Here is a 16,651-nt window from a genome sequence, read left to right as displayed (position 1 = left end):
CCCTTCATCATCTCCAGCACCTGCGCCTGGATCGTCACGTCCAGGGCCGTCGTCGGCTCGTCCGCGATCAGAAGCTCCGGGTTGCACGCAAGCGCCATGGCGATGACCACGCGCTGCTTCATTCCGCCGGAGAACTGGTGCGGGTACTCGCCTCCGCGGCTTCCGGGGATCCCTACTAACTCCAGCATCTCCCTGGCCTTCTGCATCGGGTCCACGTCTTTTTCATGGAGCTTGATGACCTCTGCGATCTGCTCCTCTACCGTCATAACCGGGTCTAAGGAGGTCATGGGATCCTGGAAGATCATGGCTACTTTCTTTCCCCGGATGTCCTGCATCTCTTTTTCACTCATGGAAAGGATGTCCTGGCCGTCCAGCTTGATGCTTCCGTCCACGATCACTCCCGGCGGGTCCGGGATCAGCCGTAACAGGGACAGGCCCGTCGTTGTCTTTCCGGCTCCCGTCTCTCCTACCAGGCCCAGGGTCTTTCCTCTCCCGATCTCAAGGTCCAGGCCGTTTAATGCCTGCACCACTCCGTAGTCCGTGCGGAATTCCACCACCAGGTTCTTGATCTCTGCGGTCAGGTCCTTCCCCCCGGTCTTCTTGTTTTCGATTTTTACATTTTCGCTCATCTTGCTACCCCCTTAACGCAGTCTCGGATCAAGTGCATCACGAAGTCCGTCACCCAGAAGGTTGAGTGAGAGGATCGTGGTCATGATTGCAAGGCCCGGGAACAGGCACATGTAGCTGTAATCACGGATGTAGGCACGGGCTCCGGAGAGCATTGCGCCCCACTCCGGTCTCGGTGCCGGGATTCCCAGTCCGATGAAGGAAAGGCCTGCGATGGAAAGGATTACCGATGCCACCTGTAAGGTCGTCTGCACGATGATCGGCGCAAGGCTGTTGGGCAGCACCTCATGGAAGATGATCGTCGCATCCTTGGCCCCGATGGCCCTTGCTGCCTCCACGTAGTCGGCGTCACGGGCTGTGATGACCGCTCCGCGCACGACACGGGAGAACGTCGGGATCGAGGATACCGCCTGCGCGATGACAAGGTTCGGGATGGAGTTTCCAAGGGAAGCCACGATACAGATCGCAAGCAGCGTTCCCGGGATCGCAAGGAAGATGTCCATGATACGCATGATGATCATGTCCGTCTTTCCTCCGAAGTATCCGGCTGCCGCTCCCAGGATCAGGCCCACGGTCAGGGAAACTGCCACGGTCACCACTCCGATGGAAAGGGAAACGGTGGAACCGTACATGACACGCAGTAAGATGTCACGGCCCATCTCGTCCGTTCCGAACCAGTGGTCCGCACTGGGCGCCTGGAGGGCCTCACTGTAATTGGTCTTGATCACCTGCGTTTCATAGTCGATCAGGATCGGAGAAAGGATCGCCATCAGCGTCAGCAGTGCAACGATCACGAGTCCGAGGACTGCCGTCTTGTTCCGGCAGAGACGCTTCCAGACTTCTACGAACTGACTCTTCTTCTTGATGTCAGCAGGTGCATTTACATTTTTTGCAGAAGCATTGCTCATTACTGTTTTCCCCTCCTTACTTATACTGTGCTTTGATTCGCGGATCGATGAAGCCGTAGATCAGGTCTACGATCAGGTTGATCACTGCGAAGCTGAGTGCAAAGATGATGATGCAGCCCATGACCGACGGGATGTCACGGCCCTGGATGGACTGGATCATGTAACGGCCGATCCCCGGCCATGCGAACACGCTCTCGGTCAGTACGGAACCGCCTAACATTCCTCCGATCTGGAGGCCGATGACCGTTGTCGTCGGGATCAGCGCATTCCTTAAGGCATGGCGGGTGATGACCTCCTTCTCCGGAAGGCCTTTTGCACGCACAGTACGGATGTAGTCCTGGCGGATCGTCTCAAGCATGGAGCTTCTGGTGGTACGGGCGATGGATGCCATGTGCATGAAGCCTAACGCGATGGACGGCAGCACAAGGCTCTTGATCCCCTGGTCTGCTCCGGATACCGGGAACCAGCCCAGCTTTACAGAGAAGAACAGGATCAGCAGGAGGCCCATCCAGAATACGGGCATTGAGATACCCAGGAGGGATATGAACATGCTGATGCCATCGAACAGCGTGTTCTGCTTGATGGCCGCGATGATTCCTAACGGAAGTGCCAGTAAGATGGCTACCACAGTGGAGGTAAGCGCTAACATCGCCGTATTTGGCAGACGGGCCCATACCTCTTCTCCTACCGGATCACGGGTCTTATAGGAGGTTCCCAGGTCTCCCTGACAGAGGCCCAGCATGTAGTTTACGTAACGGACAATGAACGGGTCATTTAAGCCCATTTCCTCCCGGAACGCCTCGATATCTTCGGGACGTGCCTGCTCACCCAGAGCAGCCTTGGCAGGATCACCAGGAGCTAAATCAAGGATAAAGAATACGAGCAGTGATACTCCGACCAGTACCGGGATCAGTGCCAGAAGACGTTTGATTATAAACTTGATCATATGGTGCGATCCTCTCCTCTCTACATAAATTTTAATCAAAACAGGGACCGGCCTTCCAGGGGCCAGGTCCCTGTTATCTTCTTAAAGAGTTTACTTCAAATAAAAATTATTCGCTCCAGCTCAGGTCCTCGATGTACATACCGCCGGTCGGGCTCATTGTGAAGCCTTCCAGGCCCTTTGCGTATGCACGTACGTTGTTCTTTAAGTAGAGGGGAACCTGCGGACATATCTCATTCAGAGACTTACTGAGTTCCGTAACGATCTTTACATTTTCCTCCGGATCCAGTGTAGCTTTGATCTTATCAATGAAAGCATCAATCTCCGGATCGTTCAGACGGGTCTTGTTGGAACCGTCGATGGATTTGGAGTGGTAAACGCCCATGCAGTGAGCTAATACGTCGCTGGAGGTGTATCCGCCGATGGCAGCCTGGTAATCACCTACTGCGGTCTTATCCAGGTATGTAGCAAGGTCCATGGACTCCAGCGTCACGTCGATGCCCAGGTTTTCCTTTAAGGAGGACTGGATCACCTGTCCGGCACGGAGCTTTGTATCGTCGGAGCAGATAATAGAGAAGGTGCAGTCTGCCGGGCTTAAGCCGGATGCTGCCAGGTACTCTTTTGCCTTCTCCGGATCATAGGTGGGAGCACCGTCTGTCACAACGCCCGGGAAGCATTCCGGAAGCATGCTGTCAGATACGGAACCCTGTCCATTTAAAGCAACCTGTACCACTGCGTTCTTATCAACAGCAGCGTCGATGGCGCGGCGGAAGTCCACGTTATCGAAGGGAGCCTTCTCGTTGTTGATCATTACCCAGTTGTGGCCTGTACCAGGCTCGTTGACTGTAACGATATCCGGGTTGTCCTGTAAACGGGAAAGGTCTGTGGACTCAACCTCGATGATCATGTCCACTTCGCCGGCCTCAAGGGCCATGGTACGGGAGGAGCCCTCCGGAATGATCTTCCAGGTCACGTGCTTGATGGCAGGAGCGCCGCCCCAGTAATCCTCATTGGCTTCCAGCTCGATGCTCTCGCCCTTGTTCCATGCCACAAATTTGTATGGGCCGGTACCGATGGGCTCTTTGTTGAAGTCATGTCCGCTGGCGATCAGGTCTGCCGGAAGGATGGCGTTTCCGTGATGGCTCAGGTCTGTAAGAAGACCGGAGTGCGGGCCGTTTGTTGTGATCTTAACTGTATAGTCATCGATCACTTCAACGGATTCCACTGCGTCACCGTACTGGGAAACCTGCGGGGATTCCTTACAAAGTTCCAGGGAAGCTTTTACGTCGGCGGCCTTCACTTCCTGGCCATTGTGGAATTTCACGCCCTGTCTCAGCTTGAATACCCACTCGGTATCGCTTACGATCTCATAGGATTCAGCCAAAGCCGGCTGCGGTGTTAAATCAACGCTGGAGGTAAACAGCCCCTCATGAGTCATCTGGTTGATATAGTCACCAGCCGTCGCATTATGGAGGTTCGTGGTAACACTGGGAGTCTCATTGGCAGTCGCAATGATCAGGGTATCCTTGGAAGAAGTACCCTTGGATTCAGTTCCCTTGTCTTCGGATGCCGCTGTAGAGCCGGCTGCTTCTGTTTCCTTGGTTTCGCCTGCCGGTTTTGCGTCTGCACCGGAGTCCTTGGAACCACAGCCTGTGAACAGGGCGGCTGCTGCGGAAAGGACCATTACCGGTACTAACCCGCGCATAAGTTTTTTCGTCATACTCTCTCACCTCATAATTATATTTGCATGACCACTGGCCAAATGCATCAATTTTAGAAGACCCTTGTCAGGCATTCATACATCAGCAGATATAGAGCAATGTATTCATTTTGCACAAATATACGTGATTTATGTTCGTCATTTTATCATATTTATCCATATAAATCAAGTATAAATTATATCTATATTCGTTATTTTTTCCTTGTATCCTGCGTTTCTCGCTCCCCTCCCCATTATTTTTTTGCTGTGTATAGGGATTTTTTTCACAAATTTCTTCGTATTTATATTTATTTTTTCAATATTTTATATAATTTTCCACATACAGACTGCAGAAGCCTCGAGAATTATCCGGTTTTCAGGCCATCCCTCATTTCCCCATGAAATCCTCCTTCCGCTCTGCATATACCGATTCTTCCATATATCCATTACTTAAAAGTCATGTATTAAATGCAAACAGGAACCTGTACCCTTTAAGGGGCCAGATCCCTGTTCACTTTTAAAGGTTCATCTAAACGTATATACGTTCATCTGTATGATAGAAGCCACCAATATTTAGTTCTCGCCCCAGCTCATCTGCTCGTAGAATGTGTTTCCGCCTGCGTTCAGATTGAAGCCCTGAAGGCCTTTGGCGTATGCACGCACATTGTTTCTTAAGTATAACGGGATCTGCGGGCAGTTTTCATTCACAGCCTTGCTGAGCTCGGTAACAACCTTTACGTTCTCTTCCGGATCCAGTGTAGCCTGGAGCTTGTCGATCAGCTCATCGATGGCCGGCTCGTTGGTACGGGTCTTGTTGGAACCGTCGATGGATTTGGAGTGGTAAACGCCTACGGCATAGGGAAGAACGCCGCTGGAGGTGTAGCCGCCGATGGATGCCTCATAATCACCTACCGCTGTCTTATCCAGGTATGTAGCAAGGTCCATGGATTCCAGAGTAACGTCGACTCCAAGGTTCTCCTTTAAGGAGGACTGGATCACCTGTCCTGCACGGAGCTTTGTATCATCGGAGCAGATGATCGTGAATCCGCAGTCTGCCGGATTTAAGCCGGATGCCGCCAGATACTCTTTCGCCTTTTCCGGGTCATAGGTCGGAGCTCCGTCGGTCACAACGCCCGGGAAGCTTTCAGCGATCATACTGTCAGATACACTGCCCAGACCGTTTAACGCAACCTGTACCACTGCATTCTTATCAATGGCAGATGCAAGGGCGCGGCGGAAGTCGATGTTGTCAAAGGGAGCCTTCTCGTTGTTGATCATCAGCCAGTTGTGGGAGGTACCTGCCTCGTTGAAGGTAACAAGATCGGCGTTGTCCTGTAAGCGTGTAAAGTCAGTGGACTCAACCTCGATGATCAGGTCAACCTCGCCAGCCTCAAGGGCCATGGTACGGGAGGAGCCCTCGGGGATCACTTTCCATACAACCTTCTTAATAGCCGGAGCGCCGCCCCAGTAATCTTCAAATGCTTCCAGTTCAAGGCTCTCGCCCTTGTTCCAGGCCACCAGCTTGTATGGGCCTGTGCCGATGGGTTCTTTGTTGAAGTCGTGTCCGCTGGCGATCAGGTCTGCCGGAAGGATCGCGTTTCCGTGATGGCAGAGGTCAGAAAGAAGACCGGACTGCGGGCCGTCTGTTGTCATCTTAATTGTATAATCATCTACTACTTCAATGGTTCCGCTGGAGGTGCCGTACTGGGAAACCTGCGGGGATTCCTTACAAAGCTCCAGAGATGCTTTTACGTCGGCGGCCTTCATCTCCTGGCCATTGTGGAACTTCACGCCCTGTTTCAGCTTGAACACCCATTCGGTATCGCTTACGATCTCATAGGATTCCACAAGACACGGCTGGGGCTCCAGGTTCTCGTCTGTATAGAACAGGCTGTTGTGGGTCATCTGGTTGATATAGTCTCCGGCCACTGCGTTGTGCAGGTTTGTGGTAACACTGGGTGTCTCATTGGCAGTCGCAATGATCAGAGTATCCTTGGAGGAACTTCCCTTGGACTCGGTTTCCTTGTTCTCAGAGGCTGCTGTGGATCCGGCAGCTTCTGTTTCCTTAGATCCGCCAGCCTGGGTCGTATCTGCGGGAGCCTCTTTGGAGCCACAGCCTGTAAACAGGGCTGCTGCCGCTGAAAGGACCATTACCGGTACTAAGCCGCGCATAAGTTTTTTTGTCATACTCTCTCACCTCATAATTATATTTGCATGACCACTGGCCAAATGCATCGATTTAGAAAACACTTTTAAATGGATCGTATATCCCCATGCACAGGCATACTATCCATTTTGCACAAATATATGTAATTAATTTTCGTTATTTTATCACATTTATTCCAAGAAATCAAGCATAAATTACTATTGATTTCATGTTTTTTATCCCTTACAATATAGACACCATTTCTTTTAATCACATTCAACTTCATTTCTGGAGGTAATTTCTATGCACTATTCACAGTTTTGTTCAGCTATATCGGATATATTGCGCAAAAATTCAGATCCAGGCACTCAATTTATTCAAAAAGCACTCTGCAAAAATAACGGCGTATGTCCGGATGTCCTCTTTGCACTCCCTGCTGACAGTGCCCTGGGGCCGGTCGTCTATCTGGAGCCTCTGTATGACCAGTACCAAAAAGGCATACCTATGGAGACCATATGTGCCTCTGTTCTTTCTTTTCTGGAGCGCAGGCCCCCGTTCCCATCCTCCATATGCCAGGAGATCCTGGATCCAGAATTTGCAAAAACCCGCATTGCCTTCCGTCTGGTTTCCCAGGAGCGGAATGAAGAACTGCTGAAACATATCCCATGGTTCCCCTTTCACGATCTGGCTATGGTCTTTTTCATCTGCCTGGACCTGGACTCTGCCGATCTGGTGTCCGCCCTGGTCCACTGGCCGCTCCTTTCCTCCTGGGACATGGATGCAGATACCCTGCGCTCCCTGGCAGAGGAAAATACCCCCATTCTCTTTCCCCCTGTCCTAACGCCTCTGACGGAGCTCCTTCTGCCGTCCGTTTACGTAGATACCCCGTTCCCGGACCTGGCGGAGACGGAAAGGGATCTGGAAACGACAGGATCCGCGGCTGCAGCGGAAATCCTAAGAGGCACTGAGCCTATGGCAGCTGCAGAGAGGCTGGAGACGGCAGAACATGTGGCTGCATCGCAGATCCTAAGAGCCACTGAGCCTATGGCAGCTGCGAAGGGGCTGGAAGCGGCTGAGCCTGCGGTGGAGATCTCAGCAGACGGGCCGGCACTCCATGTGCTCACCAACCGCCGCGGGATCTACGGAGCCTCCTGTATGCTTTACAGGGATATAATAAAAGACTTCGCAGACCAGGAAGAGACGGATGTGATCATCCTGCCTTCCAGTATCCACGAAGTCCTTTTATTTCCAGATCATCTTATGTTCGATTATGCGTTCCTGTGCCGGACGGTCCAGGAGATCAACCGGGAGGACGTCTCTGAGGAGGACGTGCTCTCGGACCGCATCTATATCTTCAGCCGGGAAACAGGGACCATCATCCCTTCTCCGCTTTTTTCCTGTCATAGGCCAGAACCAGCCGGAACAGAGAGTCCATGGTAAAGATCCCCATGGCAATGGCTCCGGCGATCTGGATGGTCTCCAGAAGATTTTTTGTAGCCAGCGCCGAGTCGTTCTGGAGGAAATAATAAACGCTCCGGTATATGGCGGCTCCCGGCACTGCCGGAAGCGTTCCCGTGATCAGAAACACTGTCACCGGGGCCTTTTTGACCCTGGCCAGGATATGACTTAAAAAGGCCACCACCAGAGTAGATAAAAACGCTGCCAGCATAGACGAATGGCCGCTGTTCTGGACCATCAGGTAGGCCCACCAGCCCACCGCACCCGAGGCGGACGCATAAAGCATATATTTTTTCGGTATCTCCAGGATCATGGTAAATACCAGCACAGCGCTGAAAGCGCTGAGTATCTGAAGTATCATCATAGCGTTCCTCCCCATAATGTCCGGAAGCAGACCATTCCAAAGCCCACGCCCACAGCCACGGCCAGGGCCACAACGATACATTCCAGCATCCTGGCAGATCCGGCGGCATAGTCTCCGTTAATGGTATCCCGGGCCGCAGTGGTAAAGGGGATCCCGGGCACCAGATACATGATGGCACTCATGATCATCACATCGCCGCTGACCTTAAAAGGACAGAGTTCCTGGATGAGCATAGCAGAAAAGGCCACCACAAACCCGCAGAAGGCCGTGGTACTGAAATCATTGAGCCGGAGGATCTTTGTGAACCGGTCCGCCGCCGCCATACAGATCCCCACCAGGACCGACGTGGAAAGATCCAGGAAGTTCCCGCCGTAAATAAAGATAAAGCTGACAGATATACCGATGATCCCGGCAAGCTTCATCCATGGCTTATAAAGGATCTCCTTCTGGATCCTTTTCAGCTCCTCGTAGGCCTCCTCCACCGTCAGCTCCATATGGCAGAACTGCCTGGAGACCTCATTGACCCGGCAGATCCGGTTGATGTTTGTGCTTCTGGCAGGGATCCGCTTGGAAAAGGTCATCGGCTCTCCGCCCGGGTCAGCCATAGTCACAAAAAGTCCTGTGGCCAGGACCACGGCCTCCGTGACCTCACAGTTGGACCGCCGCAGCATGAACTGCATGGTATTTTCCACACGGGATACCTCTGCGCCGCTGGACAGCATGATCTCTCCGGCCAGAACAACGGCCTTCAGAAGAAGTTTCTCATCCATTCTGTTTTCCTCTCTTTGTCTATTTCACTCCCGCCTGCTTCCATACAGGCTGAAATCTTTCCGTCATCCCAGCCCCGGGATCCGGCTGGCTGCCTGGTATACGAGCACGGCGCATATCCAGGCCAGAAAAAGCTGATAAACCGCCAGTCCCACAGTCCAGCGGAGGGATCCTGTCTCCTGCTTTATGGCCCCCATGGCCGCCGCACAGGGTGTGTAAAGGAGACAGAATACCAGAAGTGCCAGGGCGCTGGCTCCGGTAAAGCCGCCGGCTGCAAGACTGGCTGCAAGAGCCTCATGGCCTGTTCCAGCACCTCTGTTCCCGGCTCCGTAAAGAATAAAGAAGCTGGATACCACCACCTCTTTTGCCGAAAGTCCGGTGAGCAGCGCCACTGCCGTCTGCCAGGCTCCCAGGCCGGCCGGGACAAGGACCGGAGCCAGGCCCCGGCCCAGGACTGCCGCGAAGCTTTCTGATACATCCCACGCAGCTCCCTGTGGTCCCAGATGAAGGAAAAACCACAGGACCAGGGAGGCCAGAAAGATCGTGGTCCCGGCTTTTTCCAGATAGTCCCTGACCCGTTCCCAGGCACAGGAGACCACAGTTCCCAGATCCGGCCACCGGTATTCCGGCAGTTCCATCAGCAGAATATCCTCATACGGCTCCTCCCGTCCTGCCTTCCAGGCTGCCCAGGCCGTCCCCAGGGCCGCCAGGACGCCCAGAACATATAAGCCTCCGATCACCGCCGCTGATGCTTCTGGAAAGAACATTCCCGTAAACAGCACATAGACCGGAAGCCTGGCTGAACAGGACATGAACGGCGTCATAAGGATCGTCCGCCTCCGGTCCTTTTCATTCTCCAGGATCCGGGATGCCAGGACTGCCGGGACCGTACAGCCAAATCCCAGGAGCACCGGGAGAACGGCTTTTCCCGAAAGTCCCGCCGAGGCCATGGTCCCGTTCATGACCCAGGCGATCCTGGCCATATAGCCGCTGTCCTCTAAGAAGGCCAGGGCCAGGAACAAGATGGCAATGTTTGGCAGAAAGCCCAGGACTCCTCCCACTCCGGCCAGGATCCCATCGGATACCAGGGAAATGATCCAGCCGGAGACCCGGCACCAGCCCAGGAGCTCCAGGATATACGCTGAAAGCATGGCCAGGCCCCGCTCAAAATATCCTCTCAAAAAGCCTCCGGCAGAAAATGTCAGAAAAAATACCAGGGCCAGGATCCCAAAAAATATGGGGATCCCCCATACTGGATGGGCCAGGAGCCGGTCCGCCCGGTCAGTGAAGGAATCCAATACTCTCCCAACGCTGGGATCCGTGTTCCTTTTATTCTGTGCGGGACTGCCTCTGTACCGGATACAGGCAGCGGCAAGCTGCCGGGCCCGGTCATGGAGCTCCCTGGCAGACACCGGGCCATGCCAGGAGCCTCCGGATCCAGAAGGGCCATCGCCATATGCAGGCCCATCGCTGCGCGCAGAATGGCTTCTGTATACAGAATAACGGGCTCCCGATACAAAGCGGCCGCTGCCGTCTGCCGTCCGGCGGGCTCTGGCCGCTTCCACGGCGGCATCCATCAGCTCCTCCAGCCCAGTCCTCCTTCTGGCTGATACTGGGATCACCGGAATCCCTCCCAGGAGTTTGGACAGTCCTTCTGTATCAATGTCCATCCCCCGTTCCCGGACCAGATCCATCATATTGAGAGCCAGGACCAGAGGCTTTCCCTCCGCCAATAGCTGCATGGTCAGAAACAGGCTCCTTTCCAGCAAAAGTGCATCTGCCACATGGATGATCACATCCGCCTTCTGGTCCCTTATGCACTGTCTGGTCACTGTTTCTTCCATAGTATAGGGATCCAGGCTGTAAATTCCCGGCGTATCCACCAGGCGCACCGGACGGCCCCGGTGCATCAGGCTCCCCTCCGACAGTTCCACGGTAACGCCGGGCCAGTTGGCTGTTTTTTTCCCTGCGCCAGTATACGCATTAAAAAGCGTAGTCTTTCCACAGTTGGGATTTCCTGTAAAGCAGACCGTCACACTCTCAGCGCCCATGTTCTTCACAGTCCTCCGCTTCAATGGCTCCAGCGATCTTTTTTCCCAGCGCCAGACGTGTCCCCTGGAATGCGGCGATCAGAGAGCCGTCCTGTTTTTTCATCAGAATATGGACCTTTGTTCCCTCGACGAGTCCCAGGGCCTCCAGCCGCCGGACGATCGTTTCCTCTGCCGTAACCGTCCGGATCATATATAGCTTTCCGGCAGCACAGTCACACAGTCTCATGGTTCCCATCCTGTTCTTCCCGGATCTGCTTCGATTCCGCAGATATTGTAGCCTTACCGGGATTGGTTGTCAATATAAACTTACATCCTTCTGAGCGTTTCCGTCTCAGCCCTCCAGCTCCAGGAGCATCTGCTTTACCTCCTTCATACGGTCTCGCAGTCTGGCCGCCTCCTCAAAGTTCAGCTCGGCCGCTGCCTGGCGCATCTTCTTTGCCAGTTCCTTTGCCAACTTATCCAGCTCCTTTGCATCCATGGATTCCGGATCCTTTTTTAATTCCCCGTCTCCTGCTGCTGCCGCTTTGGAAATGGAGATCAGGTCACGGACGGCCTTTTTAATGGTCTGGGGTGTAATGCCGTGGTCTTCATTATACTTTTGCTGGATCTCCCGGCGGCGGTTGGTCTCATCGATGGCAGCTTTCATGGAATCGGTGATGGAATCGGCATACATGATCACATGCCCCTCTGCATTTCTGGCAGCGCGGCCGATGGTCTGGATCAGAGAGGTCTCAGACCGGAGGAAGCCCTCCTTATCGGCGTCCAGGATCGCCACCAGAGTGATCTCCGGGATATCCAGCCCCTCTCTGAGAAGATTGATGCCCACCAGTACGTCGAACACATCCAGGCGCATATCGCGGATGATCTCCGCCCGCTCCAGGGTATCAATATCTGAGTGGAGATATTTGACCCGGATCCCGGCCTCCCGGATATAATCCGTCAGATCCTCAGCCATGCGTTTTGTCAGCGTTGTGATCAGGACCTTATTGTGGCTTTCCACCTCCTTGTTGATCTCTCCGATGAGATCGTCGATCTGGCCCTCCACCGGACGGACGCTGATCTCCGGATCCAGAAGGCCGGTGGGACGGATGATCTGCTCTGTCCTAAGCAGCTCATGCTCTGCCTCATATACGGATGGCGTGGCGGATACAAACATCATCTGGCTGATGTGGCTTTCAAATTCCTCAAAATTTAAGGGACGGTTATCCAGCGCCGACGGCAGACGGAACCCATAATCCACCAGAGTCTTCTTCCTGGACCGGTCGCCAAAATACATCCCTCTCACCTGGGGAAGCGTAATATGGGACTCGTCAACGATAATAAGGAAATCCTCCGGGAAGTAGTCCAGAAGCGTGCAGGGCGGTTCCCCCGGCTTTCCAAAGGTCAGATGGCGGGAATAGTTCTCGATCCCGGAACAGAATCCCGTCTCCCGCATCATCTCCACGTCAAAATTGGTCCTTTCTGCGATCCTCTGGGCCTCCAAAAGCTTATCCTCGCTCTTAAAGAATGTCACCTGTTCCTTCATCTCCGCCAGGATATTTTCTGTCGCAGCCATCATTTTTTCCTTGGGCACCACATAGTGGGAGGCCGGGAAGATCGCCACATGGCCCAGCTGGGCCTTCACCTCCCCGGTCAGCGCGTCGATCTCTGAGATCCGGTCCACCTCATCGCCGAAAAACTCGATCCGGTAGGCCTCGCTGCCGGAGTACGCAGGGAACACCTCCAGGACATCTCCTCTGACCCGGAAGGATCCCCGCCGGAAATCCATCTCATTTCTTGTGTACTGGATGTCGATCAGCTTATGGATCACCTCGTCCCGGTCCTTCTCCATCCCAGGACGCAGGGAGATCACCATCTCCTTATAGTCGATGGGGCTTCCCAGTCCATAGATACAGGATACAGAGGCCACAATGATCACATCATTTCTCTCTGAAAGCGCCGCTGTGGCCGAGTGGCGCAGCTTATCGATCTCGTCATTAATGGCCGAGTCTTTTTCAATATATGTGTCAGTGGAAGGGACATATGCCTCCGGCTGGTAATAATCATAGTAGGAGACAAAATATTCCACTGCATTATTTGGAAAAAACTCTTTGAACTCACCATAGAGCTGTGCTGCTAAGGTCTTATTGTGCGCGATCACCAGCGTCGGCTTATTTAGCTGCTGGATCACATTGGCCATGGTAAAGGTCTTGCCGGACCCTGTAACTCCTAATAAGGTCTGGAATTGATTGCCTTCCTGAAATCCTTTGACCAGCGCCTCAATGGCCTGGGGCTGGTCGCCGGTGGGGGCGTATTCGGAATGTAATTCAAAAACTTTTTGTTCATTTTGCATAAGAACCACCTCCAGGATTTAAAACAGAATTTGTTTTTTTGAGCCTGCCGTACCTATGTAATTCGATATGGCCGAAACATGGACAAACCATGTTAAACACAGAAACCAGATGCGCAATGTTACAATGTCTGTTTTGCAGACATTGTAACATAAATAATTCCAAAAGTACAGAGTCATCGAACATCCGTTCTTTTATTCCCTGCCCACATTTCTGTTCATCAGACCAGAGGCTTGCCCATGGGCTGGTAGATTCCCCATATCCAGCTGCCTTCAGATTCCACCTCACGATGCCCCCCCTTGCCTCCCCCTATATCCTTCCCGCTGCCGGACGGATTTTGGACCTGCACCCTTTAGAAATGTGCAAGACCAGGCGCACAACGCAGCACGCACCGGGCACAGCATACCTATAGGCTCTGTAACCGGTGCGTGTTTGTATACACTGCTGCTATATGGAAACTGCCTTAACCCAGCAGACTGCTCTCCAGATCCTTCAGCATAAGATCCAGAGCGGTGATGCCTCCCTCGGCGGTGTACCACACAGCCGGGTGGGCCAGATAGACGAGATGACCATTCTTATAGGCGTCCGTCCCCATCACAAGCTCGTTCTCCATGATCTCCTGGGCCAGCTGTGCCCCATCGGTGCCGATGGCTGCATCACGATCCATGACGAAGATGTAGTCAGGATCCTTTTCCACAATGAATTCAAAGGAAGCCTCATTGCCGTGGGTGGAGGTATCAATATCGGCGGCCGCGCCGATATTTTCAAAGCCGATCTCCCGTCCGATCATGGAGCAGCGTCCATCATTGCCCAGCACGTTGAAGCTGCCGCTGGTGACAAGCCCTATGATCGCAGTCTTTCCGGCAGAAAATTCAGCCAGGGCAGCAATGCGGGAATTGAAGCCAGCCATTAATTCATCTACTTTATCCTCAAGCCCAAACATGGATGCGATGGTCATGGCATTCCGTCGGACGCTTTCCACTACGCCAAGTTCAGTGTCCGTGGCCAGATAGACCACGGGAGCGATCTCGCTGAGAGCGTCATAGCTGGAAGCCAGGCGGCCTCCGATGAAGATAACATCCGGCTCGCAGGCCATGACCGCCTCCAGATCCGCCTCTTTGATGGTTCCCAGGCTGGAAATGTCGTCATTGATGTAATTCTGGAGATACTCCAGGCTGGTATCAGCAGTGCCAACGACCCGGTCCCCCACGCCCAGGGCATCCAGAATATCCAGGGAAGCCATATCCAGAATGGCGATGCGCTGGGGATCGTAGGGTACCTCCAGCTCCGTTTCCTCCTTGCTGGCGTTGAGGCTTATGATGGTCACGGACTCAGGCCTCTCCTTGTTCTGCGATCCACTGGCGGTCTGGCTGCTGGCAGGCGGGATACTGTCCCCGGATGTGGTTTTTACGTTCTCCCCAGAGCAGGCTGCAAGGCCAAGGGACATCACGCCGGCCAGGGCAAAAAAGATCGTTTTTTTCATGTTCATGTCTGATTGCTCCTTTTCTAAAAAAGTACTGAAAAACAGGGTCAATAGTAGATGGATAAGGGCTTTCCTGCAATGGTCAGGATCTCAAAATCCACCTGATAGATCTGAGACAGATTCTCTTTTGTCATCACCTCCTCCACAGTGCCGAATCTGGCGATTTTTCCGTCCTTGAAGGCACAGATATAATCGGAATAAAATGCCGCATAGTTGATCTCATGCAGCACCAGGATCACTGTTTTTCCCAGCTCGTCACAGAGACGGCGGACGATTTTCATCATATTGGTAGCATGGTAGATATCCAGGTTATTGGTAGGCTCGTCCAGAAGTACATACTCGGTGTCCTGGGCAATGACCATGGCGATCATGGCCCGCTGCCTCTGGCCTCCGGAAAGCTCGTCAATGAAGCGGTCCTGGAAGCCCTCCAGTTCCATGTAGGAAATGGCCCGGTCGATGATCTTCTGATCCTCCAGGGTGACCCGGTTCCCTGAATAGGGGAAGCGCCCGAAGGCCACCAGTTCCCGCACGGTCAGCTTCATCTGAATGCTGTTGGACTGGGTCAGGATGGCAAGCCGTCTGGAAAGCTCCCTGCTTTTCCACTTTCCAATATCCCTTCCCTCGAAGTCTACCACCCCGCTGTCGTGGGCGATAAGCCGTGAGATCATGCCCATGACTGTGGACTTTCCCGCACCGTTGGGACCGATGAGGGAAGTCACCTTCCCCTTGGGGATGGCAAAGCTCACGCCGTCCACCACAGTTTTTCCGTCATATTGTTTCTTCAATTCCTGCACATTCATAATCACACCTTCTTTCTTGTCAATAGGAGATAAAGGAAGTAAAGACCGCCGCCCACGGTAATGAATACACTCACCGGAACGGAATAGGAATATATGTGCTCCACAATGAGCTGCCCGCCCACCAGTACGATCATACCAAACAGAGCTGAGCCAAGCACCAGCTGGGTATGCCGGTAGGTCTTGAGCAGCTGTCTGGACAGGTTCGCGATGATGAGGCCCAAAAAAGAGATGGGTCCCACCATGGCGGTGGCCACAGCAATGCAGAGGGCTACGCCCAGCAGCAGGCGGCGGATGCAGCGGTCATAATCCACACCCAGATTGATGGCCTGCTCCTTTCCAAGGGTCAGTACGTCCAACAGGGCCAGCTCTTTTCGCAGGGCAAAGATTACGGCTGCCAGAAGGATCAGGGAAAAAACAATGATCTCAGAGTTTATATTGCTGAAGCTGGCCACCAGGGTGTTCACCAGACTGTCATACTCATTGGGATCCATGACCCGGGTCAGCGTCGTCTGGATGCTGCCGAAGAAGGAGGTCAGCACTGTGCCCACCAGCAGCACATACAGTACATTGTGCTTTGTCTTTTTAAAGATCCAGCTGTAAATAACTGTGGCCGCAATGCCCATGAGCACCACATCCACTGCAAAGGACAAATTCGCATTGGAGGCTGCCGCACTGGCCGATCCCAGGAAAAATACCACTGCCGTATGGATGAGGGTATAGAGGGAATTCATCCCCAGCAGACAGGGTGTCACAATGGTGTTGTTGATGATGGACTGGAACACCAGTGAAGCCCCTCCGATGGAAAAGGCGGTAATGAGCATGACGATGAGCTTTGGGGCCCGGAGCTTCATGGCATACGCAAACAGCCTGGGGTTGGAAAAGTCCACTTCCACCAGCATATAGGCTGCTGCGCAGAAAAGGACTATTACGGTCAGGATCAGCAGCCTGCGCCGGTTGGCGCGTATAGCAGCAGTATTCACTGTTCCGCACCTCCTCCTAATATATAAGTGTAGGATTTCAGTACCCAACAGCCAGTTGGGTCTTAATCCACTCATTGTTTAAGCTGTATAATGA

At 53.3% G+C, this 16,651-nt stretch carries 14 protein-coding genes; 1 reads left to right on the top strand and 13 read right to left on the bottom strand.

Going from position 1 to position 16,651, the window contains the following annotated elements; translation table 11 throughout:
* From OCV69_RS15305 to OCV69_RS15285, 5 genes are all read right to left on the bottom strand, one after another.
* Positions 1–629: ABC transporter ATP-binding protein (locus OCV69_RS15305; RefSeq protein ID WP_262563210.1), on the bottom strand; the 629-nt coding region annotated here is incomplete at its 3' end.
* A gap of 12 nt (positions 630–641) precedes the next feature.
* Entirely contained in the window at positions 642–1,535 is an 894-nt protein-coding gene (locus OCV69_RS15300; RefSeq protein ID WP_022272168.1) for an ABC transporter permease, read from the bottom strand.
* A gap of 16 nt (positions 1,536–1,551) precedes the next feature.
* Positions 1,552–2,481, bottom strand: coding sequence for a nickel ABC transporter permease (gene nikB, locus OCV69_RS15295; protein WP_022272169.1), 930 nt, complete (start codon positions 2,479–2,481; stop codon positions 1,552–1,554).
* Between the two features lie 106 nt (positions 2,482–2,587).
* Positions 2,588–4,198 carry an ABC transporter substrate-binding protein gene (locus tag OCV69_RS15290; protein WP_158360091.1) on the bottom strand — a complete coding sequence of 537 codons (1,611 nt, stop codon included), beginning with the start codon at positions 4,196–4,198 and terminating at the stop codon, positions 2,588–2,590.
* A gap of 552 nt (positions 4,199–4,750) precedes the next feature.
* A complete protein-coding gene (locus tag OCV69_RS15285; protein WP_158360092.1) occupies positions 4,751–6,364 on the bottom strand; it encodes an ABC transporter substrate-binding protein in 1,614 nt (537 codons plus the stop codon).
* A 262-nt stretch (positions 6,365–6,626) separates the two neighbouring features.
* Here OCV69_RS15285 and OCV69_RS15280 point away from each other — a divergent pair, with 262 nt between their 5' ends.
* Positions 6,627–7,763: a DUF5688 family protein gene (locus OCV69_RS15280; protein ID WP_262563209.1), complete on the top strand. Its 1,137-nt coding sequence runs from the start codon at positions 6,627–6,629 to the stop codon at positions 7,761–7,763.
* Here OCV69_RS15280 and OCV69_RS15275 read toward each other — a convergent pair.
* The 8 genes from OCV69_RS15275 to OCV69_RS15240 all read right to left on the bottom strand — a co-directional run bounded on the left by OCV69_RS15275 (position 7,699) and on the right by OCV69_RS15240 (position 16,557).
* A complete protein-coding gene (locus tag OCV69_RS15275) occupies positions 7,699–8,145 on the bottom strand; it encodes a threonine/serine exporter family protein (protein WP_022272553.1) in 447 nt (148 codons plus the stop codon). The genes OCV69_RS15280 and OCV69_RS15275 overlap by 65 nt on opposite strands.
* Positions 8,142–8,915: a threonine/serine exporter family protein gene (locus tag OCV69_RS15270; RefSeq protein WP_022272552.1), complete on the bottom strand. Its 774-nt coding sequence runs from the start codon at positions 8,913–8,915 to the stop codon at positions 8,142–8,144. The genes OCV69_RS15275 and OCV69_RS15270 overlap by 4 nt, the downstream gene beginning before the upstream one ends.
* 63 nt (positions 8,916–8,978) lie before the next feature.
* Positions 8,979–10,964, bottom strand: a complete 1,986-nt coding sequence (gene feoB, locus OCV69_RS15265; RefSeq protein ID WP_158360096.1) for a ferrous iron transport protein B — start codon at positions 10,962–10,964, stop codon at positions 8,979–8,981.
* On the bottom strand, positions 10,954–11,199 hold the full coding sequence (locus OCV69_RS15260; RefSeq protein ID WP_252207687.1) for a FeoA family protein: 246 nt from the start codon (positions 11,197–11,199) through the stop codon (positions 10,954–10,956). Before OCV69_RS15260 ends, feoB begins: the two co-directional genes overlap by 11 nt.
* A gap of 96 nt (positions 11,200–11,295) precedes the next feature.
* On the bottom strand, positions 11,296–13,296 hold the full coding sequence (uvrB, locus tag OCV69_RS15255) for an excinuclease ABC subunit UvrB (RefSeq protein WP_022272549.1): 2,001 nt from the start codon (positions 13,294–13,296) through the stop codon (positions 11,296–11,298).
* A 461-nt stretch (positions 13,297–13,757) separates the two neighbouring features.
* Positions 13,758–14,777 carry a siderophore ABC transporter substrate-binding protein gene (locus tag OCV69_RS15250; RefSeq protein WP_262563212.1) on the bottom strand — a complete coding sequence of 340 codons (1,020 nt, stop codon included), beginning with the start codon at positions 14,775–14,777 and terminating at the stop codon, positions 13,758–13,760.
* 47 nt (positions 14,778–14,824) lie between these two features.
* Entirely contained in the window at positions 14,825–15,577 is a 753-nt protein-coding gene (locus OCV69_RS15245) for an iron ABC transporter ATP-binding protein (RefSeq protein ID WP_158360098.1), read from the bottom strand.
* A 2-nt stretch (positions 15,578–15,579) separates the two neighbouring features.
* Positions 15,580–16,557 carry an iron chelate uptake ABC transporter family permease subunit gene (locus OCV69_RS15240; protein ID WP_158360099.1) on the bottom strand — a complete coding sequence of 326 codons (978 nt, stop codon included), beginning with the start codon at positions 16,555–16,557 and terminating at the stop codon, positions 15,580–15,582.
* Positions 16,558–16,651 lie beyond the last annotated feature (94 nt).

The organism is Alitiscatomonas aceti, assembly GCF_025567195.1.
Lineage (GTDB): Bacteria > Bacillota > Clostridia > Lachnospirales > Lachnospiraceae > Alitiscatomonas > Alitiscatomonas aceti.
This window is presented reverse-complemented; position numbering and strand designations above follow the sequence as displayed.